The sequence below is a fragment of the Rhizobium sp. 01L410 genome, from assembly GCF_056400165.1.
In genome coordinates this window covers 78909-105182 of record NZ_JBFTST010000002.1, presented here as the reverse complement: position 1 = coordinate 105182, position 26274 = coordinate 78909, and the positions used below count along the sequence as shown (strand labels likewise).

Genomic DNA, 26274 nt, shown 5'->3' with positions numbered 1-26274 from the left:
TCCGTCCGTCATTACAGAATTGTAATCTGGACGCAGCCCGGAAAGAGGCGATGCAAGTCACTTTTGCTTGAGAATGAGCGATTGTTGAGGGAATTTTACCGTTCACTTCTTTAGCGGCACCAGAAAAGCGCAATAAAACCGGCGACACTCCTCCACAGAATAAGGCAAAACCATGCGCCGCGCCCTTCCGTTCCTGCTGAGTTTCACCGGCGGCTATGTCGATACCGCGGGCTTCCTGGCGCTCGGCGGATTGTTTACTGCCCACGTCACCGGCAACTTCGTGACGCTGGGTGCCGCCCTGATATCGGGGACTTCAGGCATCATCGCCAAACTTCTGGCGCTGCCGGTCTTCTGCCTGACGATCTTTCTACTGCGCTATGTGACGCGCCTGACAGCCACGGTTGAAGACCGCAGCCTGCGGCTGATGCTGATCCTGAAGCTCCTGTTCCTGATCGCCGCCGCTGTCATGGCGATCCACCTTGGCCCATTCGCAGATCCAGACGGGATGCCGCTTGTTGTCACCGGCATGCTGCTGGTGGTCGCCATGGCTATCCAGAATGCCGTGCACCGCATCCATCTAGCCAGCGCGCCGCCGACGACATTGATGACCGGCACGACGACGCAGATGATGATCGATCTCGCCGACCTGACGCAGGGAACGCCCGTTGACGCTGCTGCACCGGTAAAAACCCGGCTCTCGAAGATGGCGCTAGCCGTCGCCTCCTTCGCGCTCGGCTGTGGACTGGCAGCACTGGCTTACGTCCTCTTGGGCATCTGGTGTTTCGCCCTTCCGCCGCTTCTGGCGCTGGTTTCAGTGACGCTGGCCTTCCAGCCACAGCAAACCCCATAAAAGCCTGGGGGTACGGAAGCAGAACATCTTTTCTGGTCTTTCGATACCGAATCACTACATTACGCGGCATGAGCAATAGTTTCGACGATATTCCCTTCTTCGACGAAGAGCCGCAGGCACCGCGCAAGCCGGTCCCCGCCGCGCAAGGTGGCGGCCTCGCGGCTCGCGCCATGGCGGCGCGAAATGGCGCAAACCAGAAGCCGGACTATCTCTCGGGCCTCAACCCGGAACAGACCGAAGCCGTCGAAACGCTTCAAGGCCCCGTCCTGGTGCTCGCCGGCGCTGGCACCGGCAAGACGCGGGTGCTGACGACCCGCATCGCTCACATCTTGAACACCAACAGCGCCTTCCCCTCGCAGATACTCGCCGTCACCTTCACCAACAAGGCAGCCCGCGAGATGAAGGAGCGTATCGCCCATCTGGTCGGCGGCGCCGTAGAGGGCATGCCCTGGCTCGGCACCTTCCACTCGATCGGCGTCAAGCTGCTCCGCCGCCACGCCGAGCTCGTCGGCCTGCGCTCCGATTTCACCATTCTCGATACCGACGACGTCGTGCGCCTCATCAAGCAGCTGATCCAGGCCGAAGGCCTTGATGACAAGCGCTGGCCGGCCAAACAGTTCGCCGGGATGATAGACACCTGGAAGAACAAGGGCCTCAGCCCCGCCGATATTCCGGAAGGTGATGCCCGCGCCTTTGCCAATGGCCGTGGCCGTGAGCTCTATTTCGCCTACCAGAATCGCCTTTCGACGCTGAACGCCTGCGATTTCGGCGACCTGCTGATGCATCCGATCCATATCTTCCGCAAGAACCCGGATCTGCTGAAGGAATATCACGGCCGCTTCCGCTACATTCTCGTCGACGAGTATCAGGACACCAACACCGCCCAGTACATGTGGCTGCGGCTGCTGGCGCAGCGTCCCAAGGGCGAGCCGCAGAATGTCTGCTGTGTCGGTGACGACGACCAGTCGATCTATGGCTGGCGCGGCGCCGAGGTGGACAATATCCTGCGCTTCGAAAAGGATTTTCCGGGCGCCAAGGTCATCAAGCTTGAGCGCAACTACCGCTCGACGGCCCATATTCTTGGTGCTGCCGCCCACCTGATTACCCATAACGAGGGCCGCCTCGGCAAGACGCTGTTCACCGATCGCTCCGACCCTGACGACGTCAAGGTGCAGGTGCACGCCTCCTGGGACTCGGAAGAAGAAGCCCGCGCCATTGGCGAGGAGATCGAGCAACTCCAGCGCGACAAGCACAATCTGAACGACATGGCGATCCTGGTGCGCGCCTCGTTCCAGATGCGCGAGTTCGAAGATCGCTTCGTGACGCTCGGTCTCAACTACCGCGTCATCGGCGGCCCGCGCTTCTACGAGCGTCTCGAAATCCGCGATGCGATGGCCTATTTCCGCCTCGTCGCGCAGCCTTCCGACGACCTGGCTTTCGAGCGCATCATCAACACGCCGAAGCGCGGCCTCGGCGACACGACGGTGCGCGCCCTGCACGATTATGCCCGCGCCCGCGACATCCCGATGCTGGCGGCAGCCGCCGACATGATCGAGACCGATGAGCTGAAACCCAAGGCCCGCAAGGCACTGTTCGACGTGATTCAATCGTTCCGCCGATGGCAGGAAATGCTTGAAAGAACTCCGCATACCGATCTCGCCGAGCAGATCCTCGAAGAGTCGGGCTACACCGACATGTGGAAGAACGACAAGAGTGCCGAAGCGCCCGGACGCCTCGACAACCTGAAGGAACTGATCCGCTCGATGGACAGTTTCGAATCGATGCGCGGCTTCCTCGAGCACGTCTCGCTGGTCATGGATGTCGAGCAGAACGAGAACCTCGACGCCGTCTCGATCATGACGCTGCACTCCGCCAAGGGTCTGGAATTCGAGACCGTCTTCCTACCCGGCTGGGAAGAAGGCCTCTTCCCGCATCAGCGCTCGCTCGATGAAAGCGGCCGTGCCGGCCTCGAGGAAGAACGCCGCCTCGCCTATGTCGGCATCACCCGCGCCAAGCGCCGCTGCCACATCTGGTTCGTCTCCAACCGCCGCATCCACGGCCTCTGGCAATCGACGATCCCGTCACGCTTCCTCGACGAACTGCCGGAAAGCCATGTCGAAGTTGCCGAAGTCGAGCAGAGCTACGGTGGTTATGGCCGCGGCGGCTATGGCCAGTCGCGCTTCGACAAGTCGGACCCTTTCTCCAATTCCTATTCGACACCCGGCTGGAAGCGCGCCCAGCAGAACAAGACCGAAGCCACCCGCGACAACTGGGGCAGCCGCTCCGGCCACGCCGTCGAACGCATCGGCTACGGCGAAAGCGGCCCCAAGGGCCGCACCATCGAAGGCGAACTCGTCGCCAAATCGACCTCCGCCGAGCCCTCGAAATTCAGCACCGGCGACCGCGTCTTCCACATCAAGTTCGGCAACGGCAACATTACCGGCATCGAAGGTAACAAGCTGACGATCGATTTCGACCGGGCGGGGCAGAAGCGCGTGCTGGATGGGTTTGTGGAGCGGGTTTAGAGTTGTACGCCGCGTTGGACATAGAAGCTATTTTAACTTCTTAACTTCCTCCAACGCTAGATCGATATTCTCTATCGCTAGCTCAAGCGCCGCTTTTGCATCCTGTAAAGCCTTCAACGAATGATGTGCGGCTCTACCAGATGAATATGGTCCTGGTGGAGGCAATTGCTCTAGGGGCGCTGCAACGACCCATTGAAACTTCTTTCCAGAAAGAATGTCGGCAACCCGGCCCTGATTAACGCCGAACCACGCAGCTATATCGTGATGTCGATCAAGCCGTGCGCCCATACCTTTCACTAAGGCGGCATCAAATTCATCAAGTCTCCGACCGCTTGGCTCCGCCCTCAAAGGTCTACTCCAGTTTAATACCAAGAAACGTCAGCTATACCCTTAAGCGCGAACATAAGTAAGGAATAATACAATTTAAAGTTAAAATCGACAACTGCGGAAAGTCCTAACTTCACCCCAGCATCTGCATCGACCCCAGCCCAAGAATATCATTCAGCAGCGCGATCCCCATCCCCAGCGCCACGATCACCAGTCCGATCAGAAACAGCCGGCGTGAACGGTCGTATTTGGCGGCGATCAGCGAGTCGCGGGCGAGAAGGTCGGCGAAGACCTTGACCTGGATGGCGATGCCGATGGTCAGGAAGACCATCGGCACGATGTCGATGCGGCTCCACTCGTTGGGGTTCGAGACCCAGCGGCCGATGAAGTTCAGTGAGAAGCCGAGGATGATCCCGGCCGCGGTCAGCGAACCGTTGCGGAACGTCGAATCGATCTTCTCCTCAGGGTCCGGCTCGGCCATCGCTCTCCCTCCCGATGACGGTCATCGAAAGAAAGGCAGAAATGGGTGGGATCGGCAAGAGCCCGTCTGAAGGTGCCGTGCGCCACGAAGCTTCGGTGGCCCGGGCAGCGGCCATGTCACCCATTCGTGACTTCGTCCACCGCACCTCTTCCCGCATACTGCGCGCGGGCTGGCAAAGGAGGACGCAGATGAAACGCTACTCGCTGCCGATAATCGCCCTCGCGCTCCTGGTCGCCGTGCTCGGCAATCCGGGCATCGCCATGGCTTGCAACAAGATCATCGGAACTTGAGCCCTCGATGAGAACGAAGCGGAGGCACGGGCCGGGGTTCGCGCCTTCATTGTTTTCGGCGAACGGAAACGAGCGCGCTGATTCTTCCGCCGCGCGGGAAGCGCAAAATCGCCCGACAATTTGCCGCAGCAGCACAAGCAGCGTCAAACAGCGCATTGCACCCGCTGGCTGCCGAGACGGCTGGCCATGCGCAACCGGCGGACGCCAACAACACATGGATTCCGCAGCGGAAGACAAAAATTCAATAACGATTTCAATGAAATAAATACGGTAAACGAAAGATTAAACTGCGTCGCCGCCATCCGTCAATCGCAGTTATCCCCTGTCAAAACGTCGCTTTGACCACCTCCGCAAATCGGCTTAGCCCGGCTCCTGTCCGGCCATGAAGACCGGGCTTCACGAAGAACTCGCAAAGGAGGTTCCAGTGACCAGCGTTTCATCCTTGGGCAGCGCCCTCACCCAGTATCAGTCCCCGATTTCGAGCCTCGACAAGAACGGCGACGGCATTATCTCCGCCGACGAGCTTGCAGCGGCAAACATTTCCACCGGTGCTTCGACGACCGCCAACAGTACTGCGAAGGCGTCCTCCACCAGCAGTGATGACGACAGCGGTTCCACCACCGACGTCGTGCAGCGCATCACCGCCGATATCCTCAACATGATGCTGCAGATGCAGCAGCAGTCCGATAGCGGCGCCAGCGATGATGGCAGTGACACCAGCAGCGATGCAAGCGGCCCGCAGGGCATTCTCGCCTCGCTCGACGCCAATGGCGACGGCAAGCTGACGACAGACGAAATCCTCTCCGGCGATACGCAGGCCCTTTCAGGCGATGCCTCCGGCGGCGAAGACGATCAGTTCCTGACCAATATGCTGACCGATATCCAGAAATCGCAGCAGGCTTACCAGAGTACCTACGGTTCTTCGCCGGCCGCCGCTGATGCGGCAGACCATCAGGGCGAAATCCAGGCTATCTGACCCGTGCCGGGCTCCGCCGGGGGAGCCTTGCCGGGGAAGACCATTGTTTGAAGAAGGCCGCAGCATTTCGCGGCGCCGTCAGATTGGCGGAACTGCTTAAAGTACCGCACCATCAATCGAAATACCCGAAAAATAGGGCTTGCATGCTGAGCGCCAGCCCCCCACTAATCGGTGGATACTCACGATCCCGATTGCGGACGGCACGCTTTGACGGAGTCCTTGCATGAGAGCTCTTCTGCTCGTCGATATCCAGAATGGCTTTTGTCCCGGCGGCAATCTTCCTGTTCCCGAAGGCGACAAGGTGGTGGCGGTCGCGAACCGCCTGATCGACAGCGGAAAATACCAGCTCATCGTTGCCTCGCAGGACTGGCATCCGCCAGGTCACGGCAGCTTCGCCTCCTCGCATCCGGGAAAGCAGCCCTTCGAGATGGGTGAACTCGCAGGCAAACCGCAGATGATGTGGCCCGATCATTGTGTCCAGTACACCGTCGATTCCGAGCTGCATCCGGAACTGAAGGCCGAAGAGATCGACCTGATCCAACAGAAGGGCGAAGATCCGCGCGTCGACAGCTACTCCGCCTTCCGCGACAACGATCACGACGCCTCGACAGGCCTTTCCGATTTCCTTGAGGACCAGGGCGTCACCGATCTCGACGTCTGCGGCCTGGCAACGGACTACTGCGTCAAGTTCTCGGCCATCGATGCGCTGGACATGATCCCCGGCGTCCGGGTGCGCTTCATCGAAGATGCCAGCCGTGGCATCACGCCCGAGGGTGTCGCGACCGCAATCGCCGAGATGAAATTCCGCGGCATTGCCATTATCGACAGCCGCGACGTGCTCGAAGGCTGAACCTCAGTCGGTCGCCGCCCGCTCCAGCCCGTAAATATCGTCGGCCAAATCCTCGGCGCGCTTGGCAAAGGCCGCATGCGCATCCTGCAGCCCCTTCTTGTAATAGGCTGCCCCGACCTCCTTGGCGAAGAAATCCATCACCAGCTCCGCCTTGATGATACCGATGGATTGATCGAGTTCGGCATCGAAGAAATGCTGGATACTCGCCATCAGCTGCGCCTTCTCATCCTTTGAAAACTCGATCGCGACCATCTGCTGTCTCTCCTCGTTTGCAGCCCACCGTTCAGCGAAATCAATCGTCCAATCAAGGAAATTCGATTGCGGCAGCGGCCTTTGCCTCCTAGAGGAAGCCTATTCGAGAAAAAGGAAGCATGCATGCCGATGAGTCGATCGGAATTCGTTGATGGCTTACGGGGCGGCTCTGCCGTGGCCCTCGCCTCCGCCCCCTTCGGCGCACTGTTCGGTGCGCTTGCCGCCGATCACGGCATGTCGCTGGCCGAGCTCACCTTCATGAGCGCCACGGTCTATGCCGGCGCCAGCCAGATGGTCGGCATCGAGCTTTTCGGCGGCAACGTCCCGGCCTGGGTCATCATCGCCTCGATCCTGGCCGTCAATTTCCGCCACGTTCTCTATTCGGCGGCGATCGCCAAGCACATCCGCCATTTCACGGCGCTGCAGAAATTCTTCACCTTCTTCCTGCTGGTCGATCCGCAGTTTGCCGAGACCGTCAAGCGCAGCGAATCCGGGAGGCAGGTCACCTTTGCATGGTACTTCGGCTTCGGCATCATCATCTACGTTCCCTGGGTGCTGATCAGCCTGCTCGGCGGCGTTCTCGGCAGCTTCATCGGCGATCCCAAGACGCTCGGCCTCGATATCCTGCTGCCCGCCTATTTCCTCGGCATCGTTCTCGGCTTCCGCAGCCGCGATAACTTCCTGCCGGTCGCAGCGGTCAGCGCCGTCGCCTCCGTCATCGCCTATCATCTCGTCGGCTCGCCCTGGCATGTCAGCCTCGGTGCGGCCGCAGGTATCGTGCTCGCCGCCGTCCTGCCGCTTCCCGCCGTCCACCAGCCGGAACCGGCCAACGAACCGCACGAGGTCTGATCATGGAATTCGATCTTCACATGGTCCTGGTCATCATCGCGGCCGCCATCGCCACCTATGCGACACGAATCGGCGGCTATGTGCTGATCACCACGATGAAGCGTATCCCGCCACGCATGGAGGCGGCGCTGAATGCCGTCCCGGCCGCGGTCCTGACCACGCTCGTCGCCCCCGCCTTCTTCGACGGCGGCTTGGATTCGAAGCTGGCACTCGCCGCCGCCCTCGTCATCGGCCTGCGCTATTCACATATGTGGATGCTGGGCGTCGCCTGGGTCATCGTCATGGCCTGGCGCCATACGATCGGCATGTAATGAAAAAGGGCGGCCAGACCGCCCTTTCCTTTATCCGTTCCCTGAACCGCTCAATATTCCAGCGGCAGCGTCGCATTCTCCAGCCACGCCTGGATATCCCTGTCATGGATCAGCGGCATCAGCGCCTCGCGGGTGCGGGCGTGGTAGTCGTTGAACCAATGCAGCTCGTCATGGGTCAGCAGCTCAGGGATGACGATCGAGCGGTCGATCGGGCAGAAGGTCAGCGTCTCGAAGCTGCGCATCGGCGTATCGCCGCCCTCGACCTCCTCGGCCTCGCGCACATAGATCAGGTTCTCGATGCGGATCCCGAAACTGCCCGGCCGGTAGTAGCCGGGTTCGTTGGAGAGAATCATGCCGGGCAGCAGCTCCTGCGTCGAAAGCTTGGAGATGCGCTGCGGCCCCTCATGCACCGAAAGATAGGAACCGACGCCATGGCCGGTGCCATGGCCGAAATCGGCCCCTGCCCGCCAGAGCGCGATACGTGCCAGTGGATCGAGGTCGCAGCCGCGCGTCCCCTTCGGGAAGCGCGCCGTGCTGATCTGGATCATCCCCTTCAGCACCAGCGTGAAGAAGCGCTTGTGCTCCTCGGTGACGGCACCGATCCCGACAGTGCGGGTAATATCAGTCGTGCCGTTGATATATTGCGCCCCTGAGTCAATCAGGAACAGCTCGCCCGCCTGGATCGGCCGGTCGGTATCGACGGTAACGCGGTAATGCATGATCGCCGCGTGCTCACCGGCACCGGAGATCGTATCGAAGGACACATCCTTCAAAGGGTTCTGCATGCTCTGGCCAACGCTGGCGCGCACCGCCTCGAGCTTTTCGGCCGCCTGGATCTCGGTAATACCGCCGGGCTTCTGCGTCGAAAGCCAGTAGAGGAACTCGACCATGGCAGCACCATCCTGCAGATGGGCGGCAGCCGAGCCATTGATCTCGACATCGTTCTTGATGGCCCGCGGCAGCTTGGCGGGATCGGCGCCCTCTACCACTTCGCCGCCTGCCTTGCGGATGATCTCGGCCAGCGCATAGGAGGCGATCTCGGGGTCGATCATTATCCGGCCACCATCCTTGGACACGGCAGCCAGCCGTTCATCCAGCGAAGACGGCGGCAGCTGGGTGGAAATCTGCGCCAGATAGGCTTCCTGCTCGATACCGGTCTTGCGCTTGTCGAGGAAAAGCTCGGCTTTGCCGTCGGCATGGATGATGGCGCGCGCCAGCGGATGCGGCGTATGCGGCACGTCGGCGCCGCGGATATTGAAGATCCAGGCGATCGACGACGGATCGGCGATCAGTACCGCCGCCACCTTCTTCTTCGCAAGGTCGGCGGCAACAGTCGCGATCTTGTCACGCGCCAGCACGCCTGCCTGCGCAATATTCTGGATCGCCACGGCGCCGAGCGGTTCGGCGGGGCGGTCGCTCCACAGCTTGTCGAGCGGATTGTGCGGCAGGAACACCAGGCTGCCGCCGATCTCCGACAGCGCCTGCTGCAGCTTGCGGACGTCCGAACCGGAATGCAGCCACGGATCGATGCCGAGGCGCATGCCTTCTTTGCCGTTCTTCGGCAACCAAAGATGCGGCGGCTCGTTGACCAGATCACCGCCGGTAAAGACCGAACCGTCCACTTGCTCGGCAAGCTGCGTCACGTAACGGCCATCGACGAAGACGACGGCCTGAGTGCGGGCGATCAGCGCGATACCGGCCGAACCGGTGAAGCCGGTCAGCCATGACAGCCGCTCGGCGCATTTCGGCACATATTCGCCGTTGAACTCGTCGCCGCGCGGCACGAGGAAGCCATCAATCCCGAGCGCATCGAAACTTTCACGCAAGGCGCTGACGCGATCGCGGCCGAATTGCGGCGTAGAGGTCACTTCGAAAGACTGAAACATGCTGAAAACCCAATGCTGAAGGCCGAATCCGCTCAGAGCGGTTGGCGCTATGTTACCGGAATTCCTAGGGAAGTGGAGAAAAACAAGATCACCTCCCCGTAAGGCAAGCCGCCCATTATTTTGGCAGAAATGTGACACGAAAAACGAAACTGGCACGCTTTATGCATTCCACGCATGGCTCCCATGACACAAACCCTCTGCCAGAGTTTTTTCGGATGGTTATATAGGGCGCATCAAACGGGTTCGAGATGAACCTTAAACGAAAAAGGAATTATGAAATGACTGCCTCTCTGTCGCGCTTCGCTTACAGCAGCCCGGTGCAGGCTGGCGAGCGCCAGACTGTCCGTCACGTCATCGGCTCGCGCCGCCCGCTCAACGAGGATAGCCTCAAGATGCTCGGCACCAGCCACAAGTCTACGCGCCACAGGGGCGCACCCAGCTACGCGTTCTGAGCTATTTGCCGCTTCGTCTCTCCTCCTCCCTCGACGGACCGGCAATCAGAACTGTAGAGCCCACTCGAGCGCTCCTCCTCCTTTAGCTCGTGGGCACGACCGTTTGACGGTCAAAAGGCGGTGCCACTGGCACCGCCTTTTCTTTTTCCCGGCATTGCTTTTCCCTGACCTTACGGACGATCGAGATGGATCGTCACCCAGCCGTTGCGCCAGATGGTGCGCACATGGCGAAGCTTCTGGCCGTTATAGGCCGAGAGCACCTTCCAGCGCTGCGATGCCAGAATGCCAGACAGGATCACCGTGCCGCCAGCCGCCAGATTGTCGGTCAGCTTCGGCGCCATGCGGATCAGCGGCCGTGCCAGAATATTGGCGATGATCAGGTCGAAAGGTCCGTATTCGGAGAAAGCCGTCGAATGAAAACCCGGCGCCGTCTTGGTGACGATGCCGTTGGCTATGCCGTTGGTGCGCACGTTCTCCGCAGCAACGCGCGTGGCGATCGGATCGATGTCGGTCGCAAGAACCGGAATGTTCTTCAGCTTGCGCACGGCAATCGCCAGCACGCCGCTGCCGGTGCCGAGATCGAGCGCGTTCCGGATGGTGCGCGAACGCATCACGCTGTCGATGACTTCGAGGCAGCCCGCCGTCGTTCCGTGATGGCCGGTGCCGAAGGCCTGGCCGGCATCGATCTCGATGCCGATATCGCTGGAGCGTACCTTGTCGCGGTCATGCGAGCCATGCACCAGGAAACGCCCTGCCCGGACAGGCTTCAGACCTTCCAGCGACTTCGCCACCCAATCGACATCCGGGATCACTTCGCGCTCGATGGAAAGTTCGGGATAGGCGGCCGTCAGCGCCTCATCGACGCGCTGCCGCACCTCGTCCTCGTCCTCGCGCATCATGTAGACGGACGCTTCCCAGATGTCCTTCTTCTCGTCGATCTCTGTCGTCGCAATGGCGAAATCCTCTTCGCCGAAAACTTCGCTCAGGAGGTCGAGAACCTGCTCGGCCTGCTTCTCGGTGGTCGAGACGTAGAGGCGGATTTCACTCACGAATTCGTCTTTCTTTATTTGGCGCCGTCGATCCAGGGCGGAGGCGGCGTATCGTAACCTGCAATGCCGCGCAGAAGGCGGTCTGCAACGAATGGGATGCGGACGGCGATCGGCATCAGCGCGTTTCGCAGTCCTGTCACCACCGGATTACGCATCGTCACCAGCGACGTCAAACCATAGGTTTGCTTCAGCACGGTTTCCACCGCGGGAAGGCGCAGCCCGGAATACTCCTGTTCGCGTCCTTCGGAGATCAAATAGGCGAGCCAGCAGGCATCCTCGATGCCGAGATTCATACCGCGCGCACCGGCCGGCGAATGAATATGCGCCGCATCACCCGCGAGAAAGATGTTGCCCGATGACATGCGCTCGACATGGCGGAAATGGATGCGGAAATTCGAAACCCAGACGGCCTGGCCTCCCGCAACCGGATGCCGAATCCGCTTTTCGAAATCCGAAAGCGTCGAGAGATAGCGCACCGTATCCGAAGATACCGGCAGACGACCGATCATGCCCGGATTGAACAGATCGATTTCGACATAATGCGGATCGATCGGCGCAGGATAGCGGAAGTCGGCAATGTAGAAGCTCTCTTCCAGCGCCTGCCCGGGAAACCCGAGACCAGCCCCCTTGCGCACCGCCGAATGCGCTCCGTCAGCGCCGATCAATATATCCGGGGTCAGTTCTTCCGCCGAACCATCGGGACGCCGAAGCACGACATGCGGCTTGCCGCCGGCGTTTTCGACGCGCTCCAGAACCGTCTGCCATTCCGGCACCACTTCATAGTCGGAGAGCTTGCTGAGCAGCAGCCGCTCGGTCTGCCCCTGCGCCAGCATCTGGATGGCAGGGAATCGTCCGGTGACCCGGCCGGGATCGAGTTGGAAAAGCAGCTTTCCGCCGGAACGGGCCCGAAACCGGTCGATGCGGTACGCATCCTGCAGCACGACATCGCTCACCCGGGAGGGCGAAAGCAGCGTCAGCGTCCGGGCATTGATACCGAGCGCCCGGCTTTCCACCATCGGCACCGGCCCCTCATCGCTGTCGACGATGCGCGGCCGGTGACCCCGCCGCACAAGTTCCAATGCTGCCGTTAGCCCGGTTGCGCCTGCCCCGGCAATCAGAATGTCACGATGTCCCCCCGGCATGTGTCACCCCTTGGTAACCAGGTTCTCCAGCTTCTTTACAGCCGTATCGGGATTTTCGCCATAGGCGATGGTTCCGGCAAAGCGGCCCTGCCCGTCGAGTAGGAAAACGGACGCCGTATGGTCCATCGTGTAGTCGCCATTCGGGTTGTTCTCATCAACTGGAACCTTCTTGGCGTAAACGCGAAAACCCTTGACGACATCGGCGATCTTGTCCGGCGGGCCGGAGATGCCGGTGATGCGCTTCGAGACGTTCGAGACATATTGGTTCATGATCTCCGGCGTATCACGCTCCGGATCGACGGTAACGAAATAGGCGTTCAGCTTGTCACCTGCCGGATCAACCTTCTCCATCCAGCCATTGAGCTCGAACAGCGTCGTCGGGCAGACCTCCGGGCAATGGGTAAAGCCGAAGAACAGTGCGCTCGGCTTGCCGCGCAGCGCCTGCTCGGTGATCGGCTTGCCGTCCTGGGCGACAAGCGTGAACGGAACGCCATAGGGACCCTCAGCCGCCAGCGGCAGGTCCTTGGTCTTGGTAATGTTGAGCGTCAACCAGCCCAACACACCGGCAACGAGCAGCACGGCAATCCAGACGGCAATACGAAAATTCTTCATCATTCAGCCCCTAGCGGCGCCAAAGCGCCCATCGACAGCGGGATATAACCTCCCGCCCGTCCACGCAATTCAACAACCCGTTTTCTTACCCGTGATTAATTGCCTCACCTTGCAAGATCCGAAATGTTGAAAACCGGCAAGGCAAGTTTCCTAAATTGCATATCCTGCAAGCATTTAGATGGTATTTCTGTATCACTTCCAAGAAATACATCGTTATCGAACGCTTAATTTCTGAAAGCTATATTTGACACTGCGTCCGGCGCTATTGGTGCCGTACTGACATGATGTCTGCGCCGGCGGAAAGCTCCAGCGATCGCATAGTGAAAACCGTATTTTATCCGGCGTTTTCAGGCGGGGGACATCATTTCATGAGCAGCAATACCATACGTAAGACTTTTTCCGTCAGCCAAAGGCTGTGGACACTCGCCGGCGCGGCACTCATCGGCTTCGGATCGATGGTCGCCGTTGGCTGGTATGAAAATATCCGGATCGACCGCGCCCTCAATCGTGCGAACGACATTCAGCTGAGTGTCGATCGCATCAACGAGATGCGCATGGCCAACCTGACATTGGTCCTTGCCGCCATGGACACGATTGTTGACCGCGGCGACAAGAAGGTCGATACGGCCCGCCTCACTTCAATGTCGAAATCGATCGAACAGCTGAAGAACGGATCGAAGGAAATGGCTCTCCTCGCCGACGAGCTCAAAGCCGGCAGCCTGGTCGCCAGCTATGACGCTGACGTCGCAGCCCTGCAGAAGGCGATCCTCGTCGATCTCAAGGCGGCCGTTGAAGCGAGTGCAGCAGACGATGCCTTCGACAAGCTGGACGATGCGATTGATGGCGGCGGCGAGAAGCTGACGGCAACGCTCGACAAGCTTGCGCAGGATGGGAGCGCCGTCGCGCAGCAGCGGATCGACCAGGCCAACGAGATATCGGTCGGCGCGCTCTGGATCCAGATCGGTCTCGGCGCCTTTGCCATTCTGTCCATGTCCCTTCTCCAGTACGTTCACGGCGGTTCCATCCGCAACGGCATCGAAGCCGTTCGCTCAAGCATGGCGCGCATCATGCAGGGCGATCTCTCCAGCGAAGTTCCGGCGACGGAGCGCGGCGACGAGATCGGCGAAATGGCCCGTGCGGCCGAGAGCTTCCGTCAGTCGGCGATCGACAAGCGCAATCTCGAAAGCCAGACGGAGACCGAGCGCCGGAAGAGCGATACGGAACGCCGCGAACGCGAAGCCCTGAAGCTTGCCGACACCGAGGCGCTGAACAGCGCGGTCAACGCTCTCGGCCAGGGCCTGAACCGCCTTGCCGGCGGCGACGTCACGACGACGATCGATCAGCCGTTCAAGGCCGAGCTCGAACGCCTGCGCAGCGACTTCAACCAGACGACCATCAACCTGCGCCGGGCGATGTCCGATATCACCTCCAACAGCAGCTCCATCCAGGCAAACAGCCGCCAGATGAGCTCTGCCGCCGACGACCTTGCAAAGCGCACAGAGCAGCAGGCAGCCTCGCTGGAGCAGACATCCGCAGCACTCGACGAAATCACGGCAACCGTGCGCAGCGCCACCAGCCGAGCCGAAGAGGTCGGCCACATGGTCGCGCATACGCGCCAGAACACCGAAAAGTCGGATCTGGTCGTCACCCAGGCCATGGCCGCCATGGAACGCATTGAAGGCGCCTCGCGCGAAATCGGCCAGATCATCAACGTCATCGACGAGATCGCCTTCCAGACCAACCTTCTGGCGCTGAATGCCGGTGTCGAGGCTGCTCGCGCCGGTGAAGCCGGCAAGGGCTTTGCGGTCGTCGCCCAGGAAGTCCGCGAACTCGCCGGACGCGCCGCAGGTGCCGCCAAGGACATCAAGGCGCTGATCACCAAGTCAGGCGCCGAAGTGAAGACCGGCGGCGAGCTGGTGACGGCCGCAGGCGAGGCTTTGCGGCAGATCGGCGAAGATGTTTTGCGGATCGATGAACATGTTAAATCAATCGTAACCTCTGCACGCGAACAATCCACCGGACTGCACGAGATCAATACAGCCATCAGCCAGATGGACCAGATGACGCAGAAGAATGCGGCAATGGTCGAGGAAACGAACGCTGCGAGCCATACGCTCGCCTCGGACGCCGACAATCTGATCAGGCTGGTTGGACAGTTCCAGATCGGCGAAGGCATGAATGCCCGTTCCACGCCGCGAGAAGCATCCGCCGCCTCGCATCCTAAACCTTCACCCGCACGGAGCTTGATCGGCAAGGTCGCGGGCGCATTCAGTGGCGGCGCCGCCGCCAGAGCCATGGCCGCTCCGGCCGGAGACAATTGGGAAGAATTTTGATGACCAACGCCATTATCACACAGGCCGGTTCCCACCTGGAAATCGTCTCGTTCCATCTCGGTGAGCAGGAATTCTGCATCGACATCATGGCGATTCGCGAAATCCGCGGCTGGGCGCCAGTAACCCCGATGCCGCATACCCCGCCCTACGTTCTCGGCCTCATCAACCTTCGCGGTGCGGTGATCCCGGTCATCGACATGGCCTGCCGCCTCGGCATGAAGATGACCGAGCCGTCCGAGCGCTCGGCAATCATCGTCACCGACATCGCCGGCAAGCTGGTCGGCCTCCTGGTCGAGCAGGTTTCCGACATGATGACCATCAAGAGCGAAGACCTGCAGCCGGCGCCGGAGATCATCCCGGAACAGCAGCGCGCCTTCTGCCGCGGCATCGTCGCACTGGAAAAGACCATGGTCTGCTTCCTCAATCTCGACACCGTCATCGCCGACGAGCTGGCACGCGAAGCCGCCTAACCGGCAACATATCGCAGATACAGAAAGGCCCGGTCATCGCCGGGCCTTTTTCGTTGGTCGTATCACTCGCTCGGCGTCATCCTCGGCCTTGTGCCGAGGATCTAACAAACCCATTCGTCAACCATCGCAGATGCTCGGGACAAGCCCGAGCATGACGGAGTACGTTACTGCGGCTTGCCGTTCTTCCAGACCGGGTTCTGCCCATAGAGCGGCACGGTCGAGATCGACATCTTCGCCGAGCCATCCGTCAGCTCGCGCGAATGCGCCAGATAGATCAGCGTGTCGTTGGTCTTGTCGTAGATCCGGTTGACGACCAGCTTCTTCCAGATAAGCGACATGCCCGCCTTGAACACCTCGTCGCCGTCCTTCGACAGGTTGATGTCGCCGATCTCGATCGGCCCCGTCTGGCGGCAGGAAATCGAATTGTTGGACGGATCCTCGAACCAGTTGCCGTTCTTCACCCGGTCGATCAGGCTGCGGTCGAAATAGGTGACATGGCAGGTCACGCCCTTCACCTCGGGATCGGGAATGGCATCGACGATGATATCGTTGCCGATCCAGTCGACCCCGACCTTGCCGACCACTTCGGCAGAAGCCGCACCCGCACAAAGCGTGGCAGCTGAGGCAGCGGCAAGAACGATCTTACGAAACATAGATGGAAGCTCCCTGGTTGGCCCGCTTTGTAGATAAGCAGCACGAGGGACAATGCAAGAAACCGCTGATAAATCAGGCGCGCTTGCAGGTGCAAGGTTCATAGCCGGTGGCGAGCAGCCGCCCGGGCTTCATGCCGATCGCAGCCGGGATCGCATGCACCGCCGCCGCCTTCACCGCCTTGGCCATCTCGATCGCCGCCTGGGCGCAGACGACGGCATCCTCGGCTGCGTTGTGATGGACGAACCGCAGGCCGAGATGCTCGGCGATGATGTTCAGCCGGTGCGACAGGAACTGCGGCCAGATGCGCTGCGCCATCTTCAGGCTGCAGAGATAGGTGAGTTCGGGATAGGCCTGCCGGTAGAGATCGAGTGAGGCCCGCCAGACGCTGAAATCGAAGGCTGCATTATGGGCGATCATCGTCGCGCCGCGGAAATCGTCATGAAACTCGTCCATGACCTCAGGGAACTCCGGCGCATCCTCGACATGCTCAGGGCGAATACCGTGGATCGCGGTGTTCATGCCCGAAAAGCGCATATCCTTCGGACGGATCAACCGCTCCTCGACGCGGGTCACCCTGCCGTCCTCGATCCAGGCAAGCCCGACCGAGCAGGCGCTGCCGCGCTGTTCGTTGGCCGTTTCGAAATCGATGGCAATGGTCTTCAAGGTAGGCCCGTGATTCGCTGGTGATGACTCAGGCTTAGCGGCGCGCGCAGGCTCAGGCAAACGCGGCAGTTGACTTCGCACCTGTGATCAACGACTTTTCCCGTCATGATCGTATCGAACGCGCATCTTGCCACCATGCATCTCACCACGGCCCCTGCAGGGCTCGGGGAGGCATTGGCGCGTTAAGCGTGCGATCTGTCCCGAAGACCCTGCCGAGGTGAGCAGGGTTTTCAAACCGGCTCTCCTCCATCATTTCAAAGGAGAGCATTTTGAGAATCCCGGGAGACAATCCACCCAAGCGATCGGCCGCAGGTCTCACCATCCGCGCCATGCGCGTCAGCGATGCCGAGGCCGTCACCACCCTCGTCAATCTGCCTGCCTTTCGCTACGGCACGCTTCGCCTTCCCTACCAGACCCTGGAGGAAACGCGAAAGCGCATCGAGACCATGCCGCAGGGCAATATCAGCATCGTCGCCGAACTCGACGGCACGCTGGTCGGCGACGCCCACCTGATGCGCAACCAGGGCCGCCGCGCCCACGCCGCCAGCATCGGCATGGGCGTCCACGAAGACTATGCCGGCAAGGGCATCGGCAGTGCGCTGATGGCGGCCCTTGTCGATACCGCCGACAACTGGCTCGATATCAGACGGTTGGAACTGACCGTCTATACCGACAACCCGGCCGCCCTTGCCCTCTACCGAAAGTTCGGCTTCGAACAGGAAGGCCTGCTGAAAGCCTTCGCCTATCGCGCCGGGGACTATGTCGACGCCTATACGATGGCGCGGGTCAGGGTTTAGGCGTTGAAATCACCCACCGATCAACGCCAGCCACTCGTCCTCATCCATCGTCTGGACGCCGAGTTCTTTGGCCTTGTCGAGCTTGGAGCCGGCGCCCGGGCCGGCAACGAGGATGTCGGTCTTCTTGGAGACCGATCCGGCAACCTTGGCGCCGAGGCTTTCGGCGCGGGCCTTGGCTTCGTCGCGGGTGAATTTTTCCAGCGAGCCGGTGAAGACCACGGTCTTCCCGGCGACCGGGCTTCCCGATGTTACCGGCTGCTCGGCCTTCTCAGGCACAACCTCTTCCAGCAGACGGCTGATGACCTCGACATTGCGCGGCTCCTTGTAGAACTCGACGATGGCGCGGGCGACGATCTCGCCGATGCCGTCGATGGCGTTCAACTCGTTCCAGCCATCACCGGACAAGGGCGCCGCATCCTGCATGGCCGCGGCAAAGGCCTCATAGGTACCGTAGGAGCGGGCAAGCAGCTTGGCGGTGGTCTCACCGACATGGCGGATGCCGAGCGCGTAGATGAAGCGGTGCAGCGCGATGTTGCGGCGCTCGTTGATCGCCGTGTAGAGCTTGCCGACACTGACCCTGCCGAAGCCGTCGATATTCTCGAGCTTCGTCAGCGTCGAGGCCTGCTGGCGTTTCTCCAGCGTGAAGATATCGGGCGCCGTCCGGATCTGCAGCGATGCGTCGTCGCTCTCGAAGAAGAAATCGACCTGCTTGGTGCCGAAGCCCTCGATATCGAAGGCGTTGCGCGAGACGAAATGCTTCAGATGCTCGGTTGCCTGGGCGCGGCAGATGAAGCCGCCGGTGCAGCGCGTCACGGCATCGACCTTGCCGGTCTTCTCGTTGACTTCGCGAACGGCATGCGAACCGCAGACCGGACATGTCTTCGGGAATGTATAGGCCGCGGCCCTCTCCGGCCGCTTCTCCATCACCACATCGAGCACCTGCGGGATGACGTCGCCTGCCCGCTGGACGATCACGGTATCGCCGATGCGGATATCATGCTCTTCCTCGCGGATGCGTTCGCCGGAATTGCCGATGCCCTTGATATAGTCCGCGTTATGCAGCGTCGCATTGGTGACGACGACGCCGCCGACGGTGACCGGTGTCAGGCGCGCCACCGGCGTCAGCGCGCCAGTCCTACCGACCTGGATGTCGATATTCTCGACGACGGTGAACGCCTGCTCGGCCGGGAACTTGTGCGCCGTCGCCCAGCGCGGGCTGCGCGAGCGGAAGCCGAGGCGCTGCTGCAGTTCGAGGCTGTCAACCTTGTAGACGACGCCGTCGATGTCGTAGTCGAGATCAGGGCGCTTCAGGCCGATATCGTCGTAATGCGCCAGGATATCGGCCACCGAGTTCAGCCGCTTCATCAGCGGATTGACCGGAAAACCCCAGTCCTTGAAGGTCTGCACCATATCGAACTGTGTCTTCGGCAGGTCGTTGGGCTCGGAGATTTCGCCCCATGCATAGGCGAAGAATTTCAGTTTGCGGCTCTCCGTCACCTTGGCATCGAGCTGGCGCAACGATCCCGCCGCCGTGTTGCGCGGGTTGACATAGGTCTGCTTGCCCTCGGCCTCCATCTGCTTGTTCAGCGCCAGGAAGTCGCTCTTGGCCATATAGACCTCGCCGCGCACCTCGACGACATCTGGAACGCCCTTCGGCAGCACCTGCGGGATTTCCTTGATGGTGCGGATATTGGCCGTGACATTCTCGCCGGTCGTGCCGTCGCCGCGCGTTGCGGCGCTGACGAGCTTGCCGTTCTGGTAGCGGATCGACATCGACAGGCCGTCGATCTTCGGCTCGGCGGTAAACGCGATCGACTGATCCGGCAGGCGCCCCAGGAAGCGGTAGACGCTGCCGACGAAATCCTGCACGTCGTCCTGCGAGAAGGTGTTGTCAAGCGAGAGCATCGGCCTTGCATGGGTGATCTGCGCAAAGGTGACGGACGGCTCGGCACCCACGCGCCGCGACGGGCTGTCCTCGCGGACGAGCTCGGGAAACCGCGCCTCGATCGCATCGTTCCGCCGCTTCAGCGCATCATAGTCGCCGTCCGAAATCTCCGGCTGGTCCTTGCCGTGATAGAGCGCGTCGTGATGGGCGATCTCTTTCGCCAGACGCTCCAGCTCGGCTGCGGCCTCTTCGATCGTCAGGGTTTCAACTTCGCTCGACATGCATGATCACTCCGGAGAATCTGGAGTTGTTTTTAGCGCAAATTGTCCGGATGGGAAGTGGCGGGGTGGTGGCCGCCCTCGTCCTTCGAGGCTCCCTGCGGTCGCACCTCAGGATGAGGGTGGAGGGAAAGTGCTCGGAGTGGTAGGCCTTGATGACTGCCAATCGCAGCCCTCCCGGGGAGCACCTCATCCTGAGGTGCGAAGCCGAAGGCGTAGCCTCGAAGGACGAGGGCGGCGGCACCGCAGCGGAGCCGCAATATACCGGCAAGTGAAAATGCAGTGCACCAAGTTTCATGAGCGACAGATCGCGCCCGCCCTAGGAGCCCCGAGGGTTCGAAGCCGAGCAAGGTGGCCACCCTCGTCCTTCGAGGCTCCCTGCGGTCGCGCCTCAGGATGAGGGTGGAGGGAGCTGTGCTCGGATTGGTCAGCCTCGAGGGTTGCTAATCGCAGCCTTCCCCAGAGCCCTCATCCTGAGGTGCGAAGCCGAAGGCGTAGCCTCGAAGGACGAGGGCGGCGCCCTCAACAGCCCCTACCCGTTTCCCGACAACAGCTTGGCGGCCGCAGCCCGCGCCTCGTCGGTGACCGAAGCACCGGCGAGCATCCGGGCGATTTCCTCGGTGCGGTCCTTCGGCTCCATGGTTGCCACACGGGTGGCGATCTTTTCGGATCCGGCATCCACCGGTCCCTTGGAGATCAAGAGATGCGTCGCCGCCCTCGCCGCCACCTGCGGCGCGTGGGTGACGGAGAGCACCTGCACCTTGTCCGACAGCCGCTTCAGCCGCTGGCCGATGGCATCGGCCACCGCCCCGCCCACACCGGTATCGATCTCGTCGAAGACAAGCGTCGGCGCCGAGCCGCGATCGGCAAGCGCCACCTTCAGCGCCAGCAGGAAGCGCGAAAGTTCGCCGCCCGAGGCGACCTTCATGATCGAGCCCGGACGCGTGCCCGGATTGGTCTGCACATGGAATTCGACGACGTCGATGCCTTCGGCCGCAGCCTGCTCGGCATCCGTGGTGATTTCCACCATGAAACGGGCGCGCTCCAGCTTCAGCGCCGGAAGTTCGGCCATCACGGCCTCCGCCAGCGAATTACCGGCATGGTGACGCTTTTCGGACAGCGAACGGGCAGCTTCGCCATAGGCGGCCCTGGCGCGACCAACCTCGGCGTCGAGCTTGACGAGCTTCTCCTCGCCGGCATCGACATCGGCGAGATCGGCGATCATCCTGACGGCAAGGGCCGGGAGCTCGACGACGGGCACCGAATATTTGCGGGATGCGGCGCGCAGCGCAAACAGCCGCTCTTCGACGCGCTCCAGCTCCTTCGGATCGTATTCGGTCTTGCGCAGCGCCGCCTCGACTTCCATTTGCGCGTTGGAAAGCTGGTCCAGCGCGGCGTCCAGAAGCGCCACAGTGTCTTCGAGCAATCCCGGCGCCTCATGGCTCTTGCGCTCCAGCCGGCGCACCAGCGAGGCGATATGGGGCACGGGAGAGGCATTGCCGTTCAAAAACTCGGACGCCTCGGCGATATCGCCGGCGATCCGCTCCGCCTTCATCATCTTCTGGCGGCGGTCGGCAAGCTCTTCCTCCTCGCCGTCACGCGGAGAAAGCTTTTCGAGTTCCTCGACGGAGGCGCGCAGATAATCGGCCTCGCGGGCGGCGTTCTCCACCTTCTCGCGGTGCTTCTTCAGCGTCCGCTCGGCATCGCGCCAGATTCTGTAAAGCTCGGACACGCCTGAGACATCCTCGGTGATACCGGCAAAGGCGTCGAGCAGGATGCGGTGGGCATTGGTATCGACAAGCGCACGGTCGTCGTGCTGGCCGTGGATTTCCACCAGCATCTGGCCCGCCTGGCGCATCAACTGCACACTGACGGGCTGGTCGTTAACATAGGCTTTGGTGCGGCCGTCGGCGGATTGCTGACGGCGGAAAATCAGGTCGCCATCGTCGTCAATGCCGTTTTCGCGCAGCAGTTTGCGGGCGCCGTGGTTCATCGGCACGTCGAAAGCGGCCGTCACCTGCCCCTTGTCTTCGCCATGGCGCACAAGCCCGCCATCGCCGCGCCCGCCGAGCGCCAGCGAAAGACTGTCGAGAAGAATGGATTTGCCGGCGCCAGTTTCGCCTGTGAGCACAGAAAGCCCGGCCTCGAACGAGAGATCCAGCCGCTCGATCAGAACGATATCGCGGATCGAAAGCTGGATCAGCATTGCGTTACTGGCCTCACGAGCCGAGGAGCAGCTTCTTGCCCGCTTCGGAGAGCCAGGAACCCTTGTTCTCCCGAGGCTCTGCGCCGCCGCTCTTCAGCAGCTTGTAGGAATCGGCGTACCACTGGCTATCCGGATAGTTGTGGCCGAGAACGGCAGCGGCGGTCTGTGCCTCTTCGACGATACCCATCGCATAATAGGCTTCCACCAGACGCGAGAGCGCTTCCTCGACCTGATTCGTATTCGGGTACTTTTCAACCACGATACGGAAACGGGAGATAGCCGCAAGATACTCCTTGCGCTCCAGATAGTAGCGGCCGATCTGCATTTCCTTGCCGGCGAGCTGGTCGCGGGCGAAGCGGATCTTGGCCTGCGCGTCGTCGACATATTCGGAGTCCGGATACTTGTCGATGACGGCCTGCATCGCCTCGATGGTCTTCGATGAGGCGCGCTGGTCCTGCGTCACGTCGGAAATCTGCTTCGAATAGCTTAGGCCGACCAGATACTGGACATAGGCCGCGTCCTTGGACTGCGGATACTGCGCCATGTAGCGGTTGCCCGATGCCAGCGCTTCGTCGATCTTGCCCTGGCGGTACTTGACGAAGGTGCTCATGACGAGCGCCTTGCGGGCCCATTCCGAGAACGGGTTCTCACGGTCGATGGCGTCGAACTTGCGCGCTGCCTCGGCCATGTTGCCTGCCTTCATGTTGGCAAGCGCCTGATTGTAGAGAACATCCGGCGGGTCATTGTCGAGGCCGAGTTTGGTGATGTCGATGTCCGGATCCGACTGGCAACCGGAAATCAAGGCGCCTGCGCTCAGCACCACGAGCGATGCGAGCAAAGCGCGCGCTGTCTTCATCATACCTTCAGACCTTGCATAACCCATAGATTAATCCCGACTCCCGCTACCCACTCTTAACGGCAGCCACACCTCGCTGGCGTTTCTAGCCACAAATGCGAGGCGAGAGCAACGCAATGATGACGCATTAACGCATTTTTGTGGCATAGGCCCAGAGAATATCCGGGTTTTCATCTTTGATTCCCCGTGTTGCAGCTAAGCATCTGCGCCGAAAACACTATCGGCCGGAAAATCCGCATAAAAAAACCGCCTCCCGAAAGAGGCGGTCCTGGTCTAGGAAATCGTTCTGGAGGTCACGCCGACCAGGGGGCGAATCCGGGAGCATTCACGGCAATGAAATCACGCGCAGCAACGCGCGGACGGGCGGCAGAGGTCTCGACGACCTCATAGGCGCTGGGATCGCTGAGCAGTGCCTTGAGCGCATTGGCATTCATCTTGTGACCGCCACGATACGAACGGTAGCACCCGATGAACGGCGCGCCCGCCAGCGACAGGTCGCCGACGGCATCGAGCGTCTTGTGACGCACGAACTCGTCCTTGGCGTAGCGCAGGCCTTCGACATTGATCACGGTGTTGTCGTCGGAGATGACGACAGAGTTCTCCAGCGAGGAACCGAGAGCGTGGCCGGACGCCCAGAGACGCTCGACGTCGCGCATGAAGCCGAAGGTGCGGGCCCGCGACAGTTCGGTCTTGAAGGTCTGGGCTGTCAGGTCGCCTTCCCACTTCTGGCGGCCGATCAGCGGGCAGTCGAAATCGATCTCGACTTCGAAGCGCGTGCCGTCATAGGGGCGGAATTCGCTCCACGAACCGCCATGCTCGATACGAACAGGCTTGGTGATGCGGATATAGCGGCGCTTGACGCCAAGAGAAACCAGACCGACCTGCTCGATCGCATCGATGAACGGAGCAGAGCTGCCATCCATGATCGGCATTTCGGCGCCGTGAACTTCGATCAGCACGTTGTCGAGGCCAAGCGCGTAAACGGCGGCCATCACATGCTCGATCGTCGCGACCGAATGTGCAGGAGAGAAACCGAGAACGGTGCAGAGATCCGTATTGCCGACCTGCGAGGAAACCGCGCGCAGCTCGGTGACAGAACCGTTGTCATGCATGCGATGGAAAACAACGCCCGTATCGGTCTCGGCCGGATTGAAGGTGATCGAGACTTCCGCGCCAGAATGTACGCCGGTACCCGAAAGCGTTACCGGGCGAGAAACCGTCGTCTGGAAGCCAAGCATGCCAATAACCATAAAATCTGCCTTCATTGCCCTTCAAGGTTCGTAGCGCTCAAGGCGCCGGAATCAAACCACGAAGTTCTTTTGTCCACACCGCTGAATTGTCGCCAAAATGCGTCAAGGAACGGTCGTTTGACCTCATACATACGTGTGCCCGCTCTGCATTCCAAATCACTGTTCGTTTCGGATTGTTACGAAACCATGCAATTGAAATGACTTGTTAATTTAGCCCTCACGCGAGGCTTTGAAACAGAAGCGCCCGGGACTGTGATCCCGGGCGCTCGGCGTGGCGATTCTGTGTCGTCTCAGTTCGACTGGCGGCGCAGGAATGCGGGGATTTCGAGCTGGTCGTCTTCCTGCATCATGCGAGCCTGCGGAACGGCACGGCCCTGGTCGTCGAGGTTGCCGCGGCGTGGTGCGTAAAGGCTGGCTTCCGGCGACAGCGGACGGCGCTGCTGCGAAGCGGCTGCCGGAGCAGACGTCATCTCAGGAGCAACTTCCTCTTCGCGGCGGTTCAGCGAGTTCGTGATCCGCTTGAGCAGACCCATCGGGCCGCGCTCTTCGTGAGCCTGTGCTGCGACAGGCTGCGAGCGGTGGTCGATCTCGGCCTGAACGACCGGCGGGAAGTCCTCGACCTTCGGCATGCGCGTCGGCTGCTGCATGGCAGGTTCCTGGCGGACCGGCTGTGGCGCCACCGGTGCAGGCTGCTGCATCATGACAGGCTGCGGAGCAGGCTGGCTCATGACCGGAGCCGGAGCGGGCTGCATCTGCATCGGTGCCGGACGGGCAACAGGAGCTTCCGGTGCTGCTGCGAAGATGCGGCTCTGCGGACGGAAGGTTTCCTGTGCGACAGGCTGCTGTACCGGAGCCGGAGCGCGGGGAGCAACGATGTCGAGTTCACGTTCCATCTGGGCTTCTGCCATGCGGATCGTCTGCGCAACGGTATCAACCGGCTTCGGTGCCTGCATGACCGGAGCAGGCTGAACTGCGGCCGGAGCCGGAGCAACGGCCGCCGAAGGACGGATGATCGGCTTTGCGGCCGGCTGGAAGGTCTTGGTGGAGGCTTCGGCGGCAGCGCGATCGATACCGGTCGCAACGACCGATACGCGGATGATGCCTTCGAGCGATTCGTCGAACGTGGCGCCAAGGATGATGTTGGCGTCCGGATCGACTTCTTCGCGGATGCGGGTTGCGGCTTCGTCGACTTCAAAGAGCGTCAGGTCACGGCCACCGGTGATCGAGATCAAGAGGCCCTGCGCACCGCGCATCGAGGTTTCGTCGAGCAGCGGGTTGGCGATTGCGGCTTCGGCAGCCTGCATTGCACGGCCCTGGCCCGAAGCTTCGCCGGTACCCATCATCGCGCGGCCCATTTCGCGCATGACCGAACGGACATCGGCGAAGTCGAGGTTGATGAGACCTTCCTTCACCATCAGGTCGGTGATGCAGGCAACGCCCGAGTAGAGAACCTGGTCGGCCATCGCGAAAGCGTCGGCAAAGGTCGTCTTGTCGTTGGCGATCCGGAAGAGGTTCTGGTTCGGAATGACGATCAGCGTATCGACCGACTTCTGCAGCTCTTCGATACCGGCTTCGGCCAGACGCATGCGGCGGCCGCCTTCGAACTGGAACGGCTTGGTGACGACGCCGACGGTCAGGATGCCCTTGTTGCGGGCGGCCTGTGCGACGACAGGAGCAGCACCGGTCCCGGTACCGCCGCCCATGCCGGCGGTGACGAAGCACATATGCGTGCCGTTCAGGTGATCGATGATCTCATCGATGCACTCTTCGGCGGCCGCACGGCCGACTTCCGGCTGCGAACCTGCACCGAGGCCTTCGGTGACGTTGGCGCCGAGCTGGATGATCCGCTCTGCCTTGGTCATCGTCAGAGCCTGCGCATCCGTGTTGGCAACGACGAAGTCGACGCCCTGGAGGCCAGCGGAGATCATGTTGTTGACAGCATTGCCGCCGCCGCCGCCGACACCGAATACGGTGATACGCGGCTTCAGCTCTGTGATGTCAGGCTTTTGCAGCTTGATAGTCATGGTACC

General features: G+C 61.2%; 25 protein-coding genes. 11 read left to right on the top strand and 14 right to left on the bottom strand.

The window, feature by feature from the left end; all coding sequences use genetic code 11:
• Positions 1-172: 172 nt before the first annotated feature.
• Entirely contained in the window at positions 173-850 is a 678-nt protein-coding gene (locus AC1DV9_RS05020; protein WP_477946488.1) for a YoaK family protein, read from the top strand.
• A gap of 68 nt (positions 851-918) precedes the next feature.
• Positions 919-3375 carry an ATP-dependent helicase gene (locus AC1DV9_RS05015; protein WP_477946486.1) on the top strand — a complete coding sequence of 819 codons (2457 nt, stop codon included), beginning with the start codon at positions 919-921 and terminating at the stop codon, positions 3373-3375.
• A gap of 27 nt (positions 3376-3402) precedes the next feature.
• On the opposite strand, the gene AC1DV9_RS05010 is transcribed toward AC1DV9_RS05015, so the two are convergent.
• Positions 3403-3723 (bottom strand): hypothetical protein, encoded by a 321-nt coding sequence (locus AC1DV9_RS05010; RefSeq protein WP_477946484.1) that lies wholly within the window; start codon positions 3721-3723, stop codon positions 3403-3405.
• A gap of 112 nt (positions 3724-3835) precedes the next feature.
• Positions 3836-4183, bottom strand: coding sequence for a hypothetical protein (locus AC1DV9_RS05005; protein ID WP_477946482.1), 348 nt, complete (start codon positions 4181-4183; stop codon positions 3836-3838).
• Between the two features lie 14 nt (positions 4184-4197).
• Here AC1DV9_RS05005 and AC1DV9_RS05000 point away from each other — a divergent pair, with 14 nt between their 5' ends.
• The 3 genes from AC1DV9_RS05000 (at position 4198) to pncA (ending at position 6299) form a co-directional block, all read left to right on the top strand.
• A complete protein-coding gene (locus AC1DV9_RS05000) occupies positions 4198-4473 on the top strand; it encodes a hypothetical protein (RefSeq protein ID WP_477946481.1) in 276 nt (91 codons plus the stop codon).
• Positions 4474-4897: 424 nt separating this feature from the next.
• On the top strand, positions 4898-5449 hold the full coding sequence (locus AC1DV9_RS04995; protein WP_477940122.1) for a hypothetical protein: 552 nt from the start codon (positions 4898-4900) through the stop codon (positions 5447-5449).
• A 223-nt stretch (positions 5450-5672) separates the two neighbouring features.
• Positions 5673-6299: a bifunctional nicotinamidase/pyrazinamidase gene (pncA, locus tag AC1DV9_RS04990; protein ID WP_112387010.1), complete on the top strand. Its 627-nt coding sequence runs from the start codon at positions 5673-5675 to the stop codon at positions 6297-6299.
• A 3-nt stretch (positions 6300-6302) separates the two neighbouring features.
• Here the strand turns inward: pncA and AC1DV9_RS04985 are convergent, their stop codons facing one another.
• On the bottom strand, positions 6303-6551 hold the full coding sequence (locus AC1DV9_RS04985) for a DUF2164 domain-containing protein (RefSeq protein WP_112387009.1): 249 nt from the start codon (positions 6549-6551) through the stop codon (positions 6303-6305).
• Positions 6552-6680: 129 nt separating this feature from the next.
• Between AC1DV9_RS04985 and AC1DV9_RS04980 the strand changes: the two genes are divergently transcribed.
• Positions 6681-7400, top strand: coding sequence for an AzlC family ABC transporter permease (locus tag AC1DV9_RS04980; protein ID WP_112387451.1), 720 nt, complete (start codon positions 6681-6683; stop codon positions 7398-7400).
• A 2-nt stretch (positions 7401-7402) separates the two neighbouring features.
• A complete protein-coding gene (locus AC1DV9_RS04975) occupies positions 7403-7711 on the top strand; it encodes an AzlD family protein (RefSeq protein ID WP_477946480.1) in 309 nt (102 codons plus the stop codon).
• 50 nt (positions 7712-7761) lie between these two features.
• On the opposite strand, the gene AC1DV9_RS04970 is transcribed toward AC1DV9_RS04975, so the two are convergent.
• The gene (locus AC1DV9_RS04970) at positions 7762-9597 is read right to left on the bottom strand and encodes an aminopeptidase P family protein (RefSeq protein ID WP_477946478.1); all 1836 of its coding nucleotides are present in this window, start codon (positions 9595-9597) and stop codon (positions 7762-7764) included.
• 278 nt (positions 9598-9875) lie between these two features.
• On the opposite strand from AC1DV9_RS04970, the gene AC1DV9_RS04965 reads away from it, so the two are divergent.
• Positions 9876-10049 carry a hypothetical protein gene (locus tag AC1DV9_RS04965; RefSeq protein WP_477946476.1) on the top strand — a complete coding sequence of 58 codons (174 nt, stop codon included), beginning with the start codon at positions 9876-9878 and terminating at the stop codon, positions 10047-10049.
• A gap of 170 nt (positions 10050-10219) precedes the next feature.
• Here the strand turns inward: AC1DV9_RS04965 and AC1DV9_RS04960 are convergent, their stop codons facing one another.
• Genes AC1DV9_RS04960 through AC1DV9_RS04950 form a run of 3 tightly spaced genes read right to left on the bottom strand, consistent with a single transcriptional unit; the run spans position 10220 to position 12852 of the window.
• Positions 10220-11098 carry a 50S ribosomal protein L11 methyltransferase gene (locus AC1DV9_RS04960; protein WP_477946474.1) on the bottom strand — a complete coding sequence of 293 codons (879 nt, stop codon included), beginning with the start codon at positions 11096-11098 and terminating at the stop codon, positions 10220-10222.
• Between the two features lie 14 nt (positions 11099-11112).
• Positions 11113-12240: an FAD-dependent oxidoreductase gene (locus tag AC1DV9_RS04955; RefSeq protein WP_477946472.1), complete on the bottom strand. Its 1128-nt coding sequence runs from the start codon at positions 12238-12240 to the stop codon at positions 11113-11115.
• Positions 12241-12243: 3 nt separating this feature from the next.
• Positions 12244-12852, bottom strand: coding sequence for an SCO family protein (locus AC1DV9_RS04950; RefSeq protein ID WP_112516109.1), 609 nt, complete (start codon positions 12850-12852; stop codon positions 12244-12246).
• A gap of 368 nt (positions 12853-13220) precedes the next feature.
• On the opposite strand from AC1DV9_RS04950, the gene AC1DV9_RS04945 reads away from it, so the two are divergent.
• Both AC1DV9_RS04945 and AC1DV9_RS04940 read left to right on the top strand, forming a co-directional pair.
• Positions 13221-15185, top strand: coding sequence for a methyl-accepting chemotaxis protein (locus tag AC1DV9_RS04945; protein WP_477946470.1), 1965 nt, complete (start codon positions 13221-13223; stop codon positions 15183-15185).
• Positions 15185-15655 (top strand): chemotaxis protein CheW, encoded by a 471-nt coding sequence (locus AC1DV9_RS04940; RefSeq protein ID WP_112387003.1) that lies wholly within the window; start codon positions 15185-15187, stop codon positions 15653-15655. Before AC1DV9_RS04945 ends, AC1DV9_RS04940 begins: the two co-directional genes overlap by 1 nt.
• 164 nt (positions 15656-15819) lie before the next feature.
• On the opposite strand, the gene AC1DV9_RS04935 is transcribed toward AC1DV9_RS04940, so the two are convergent.
• Together AC1DV9_RS04935 and AC1DV9_RS04930 are read right to left on the bottom strand one after the other, a co-directional pair.
• Positions 15820-16308, bottom strand: coding sequence for a CreA family protein (locus AC1DV9_RS04935; RefSeq protein ID WP_112387002.1), 489 nt, complete (start codon positions 16306-16308; stop codon positions 15820-15822).
• A 73-nt stretch (positions 16309-16381) separates the two neighbouring features.
• A complete protein-coding gene (locus tag AC1DV9_RS04930; RefSeq protein ID WP_477946468.1) occupies positions 16382-16972 on the bottom strand; it encodes a 3'-5' exonuclease in 591 nt (196 codons plus the stop codon).
• A gap of 269 nt (positions 16973-17241) precedes the next feature.
• Here AC1DV9_RS04930 and AC1DV9_RS04925 point away from each other — a divergent pair, with 269 nt between their 5' ends.
• Positions 17242-17769 carry a GNAT family N-acetyltransferase gene (locus AC1DV9_RS04925; protein WP_477946466.1) on the top strand — a complete coding sequence of 176 codons (528 nt, stop codon included), beginning with the start codon at positions 17242-17244 and terminating at the stop codon, positions 17767-17769.
• A 9-nt stretch (positions 17770-17778) separates the two neighbouring features.
• Here AC1DV9_RS04925 and ligA read toward each other — a convergent pair whose 3' ends face one another.
• From ligA to ftsZ, 5 genes are all read right to left on the bottom strand, one after another.
• Positions 17779-19935 carry an NAD-dependent DNA ligase LigA gene (ligA, locus tag AC1DV9_RS04920; protein WP_477946465.1) on the bottom strand — a complete coding sequence of 719 codons (2157 nt, stop codon included), beginning with the start codon at positions 19933-19935 and terminating at the stop codon, positions 17779-17781.
• A 529-nt stretch (positions 19936-20464) separates the two neighbouring features.
• Positions 20465-22138: a DNA repair protein RecN gene (gene recN, locus AC1DV9_RS04915; RefSeq protein WP_477946463.1), complete on the bottom strand. Its 1674-nt coding sequence runs from the start codon at positions 22136-22138 to the stop codon at positions 20465-20467.
• A gap of 13 nt (positions 22139-22151) precedes the next feature.
• Positions 22152-23021 carry an outer membrane protein assembly factor BamD gene (locus tag AC1DV9_RS04910; RefSeq protein ID WP_477940138.1) on the bottom strand — a complete coding sequence of 290 codons (870 nt, stop codon included), beginning with the start codon at positions 23019-23021 and terminating at the stop codon, positions 22152-22154.
• Between the two features lie 266 nt (positions 23022-23287).
• Entirely contained in the window at positions 23288-24244 is a 957-nt protein-coding gene (lpxC, locus tag AC1DV9_RS04905; protein WP_112387448.1) for a UDP-3-O-acyl-N-acetylglucosamine deacetylase, read from the bottom strand.
• A 290-nt stretch (positions 24245-24534) separates the two neighbouring features.
• On the bottom strand, positions 24535-26268 hold the full coding sequence (gene ftsZ, locus AC1DV9_RS04900; RefSeq protein WP_112386995.1) for a cell division protein FtsZ: 1734 nt from the start codon (positions 26266-26268) through the stop codon (positions 24535-24537).
• Between the last annotated feature and the right edge of the window lie 6 nt (positions 26269-26274).

Excerpts from the sequence above, each read along its gene's own strand:
- AC1DV9_RS05020 (WP_477946488.1), top strand. The coding sequence starts at position 173 with ATGCGCCGCGCCCTTCCGTTCCTGCTGAGTTTCACCGGCGGCTATGTC.
- AC1DV9_RS05015 (WP_477946486.1), top strand. The coding sequence starts at position 919 with ATGAGCAATAGTTTCGACGATATTCCCTTCTTCGACGAAGAGCCGCAG.
- AC1DV9_RS05005 (WP_477946482.1), bottom strand. The coding sequence starts at position 4,183 with ATGGCCGAGCCGGACCCTGAGGAGAAGATCGATTCGACGTTCCGCAAC.
- AC1DV9_RS05000 (WP_477946481.1), top strand. The coding sequence starts at position 4,198 with ATGACGGTCATCGAAAGAAAGGCAGAAATGGGTGGGATCGGCAAGAGC.
- pncA (WP_112387010.1), top strand. The coding sequence starts at position 5,673 with ATGAGAGCTCTTCTGCTCGTCGATATCCAGAATGGCTTTTGTCCCGGC.
- AC1DV9_RS04985 (WP_112387009.1), bottom strand. The coding sequence starts at position 6,551 with ATGGTCGCGATCGAGTTTTCAAAGGATGAGAAGGCGCAGCTGATGGCG.
- AC1DV9_RS04980 (WP_112387451.1), top strand. The coding sequence starts at position 6,681 with ATGAGTCGATCGGAATTCGTTGATGGCTTACGGGGCGGCTCTGCCGTG.
- AC1DV9_RS04975 (WP_477946480.1), top strand. The coding sequence starts at position 7,403 with ATGGAATTCGATCTTCACATGGTCCTGGTCATCATCGCGGCCGCCATC.
- AC1DV9_RS04970 (WP_477946478.1), bottom strand. The coding sequence starts at position 9,597 with ATGTTTCAGTCTTTCGAAGTGACCTCTACGCCGCAATTCGGCCGCGAT.
- AC1DV9_RS04965 (WP_477946476.1), top strand. The coding sequence starts at position 9,876 with ATGACTGCCTCTCTGTCGCGCTTCGCTTACAGCAGCCCGGTGCAGGCT.
- AC1DV9_RS04955 (WP_477946472.1), bottom strand. The coding sequence starts at position 12,240 with ATGCCGGGGGGACATCGTGACATTCTGATTGCCGGGGCAGGCGCAACC.
- AC1DV9_RS04950 (WP_112516109.1), bottom strand. The coding sequence starts at position 12,852 with ATGAAGAATTTTCGTATTGCCGTCTGGATTGCCGTGCTGCTCGTTGCC.
- AC1DV9_RS04945 (WP_477946470.1), top strand. The coding sequence starts at position 13,221 with ATGAGCAGCAATACCATACGTAAGACTTTTTCCGTCAGCCAAAGGCTG.
- AC1DV9_RS04940 (WP_112387003.1), top strand. The coding sequence starts at position 15,185 with ATGACCAACGCCATTATCACACAGGCCGGTTCCCACCTGGAAATCGTC.
- AC1DV9_RS04935 (WP_112387002.1), bottom strand. The coding sequence starts at position 16,308 with ATGTTTCGTAAGATCGTTCTTGCCGCTGCCTCAGCTGCCACGCTTTGT.
- ligA (WP_477946465.1), bottom strand. The coding sequence starts at position 19,935 with ATGTCGAGCGAAGTTGAAACCCTGACGATCGAAGAGGCCGCAGCCGAG.
- recN (WP_477946463.1), bottom strand. The coding sequence starts at position 22,138 with ATGCTGATCCAGCTTTCGATCCGCGATATCGTTCTGATCGAGCGGCTG.
- AC1DV9_RS04910 (WP_477940138.1), bottom strand. The coding sequence starts at position 23,021 with ATGGGTTATGCAAGGTCTGAAGGTATGATGAAGACAGCGCGCGCTTTG.
- lpxC (WP_112387448.1), bottom strand. The coding sequence starts at position 24,244 with ATGGTTATTGGCATGCTTGGCTTCCAGACGACGGTTTCTCGCCCGGTA.
- ftsZ (WP_112386995.1), bottom strand. The coding sequence starts at position 26,268 with ATGACTATCAAGCTGCAAAAGCCTGACATCACAGAGCTGAAGCCGCGT.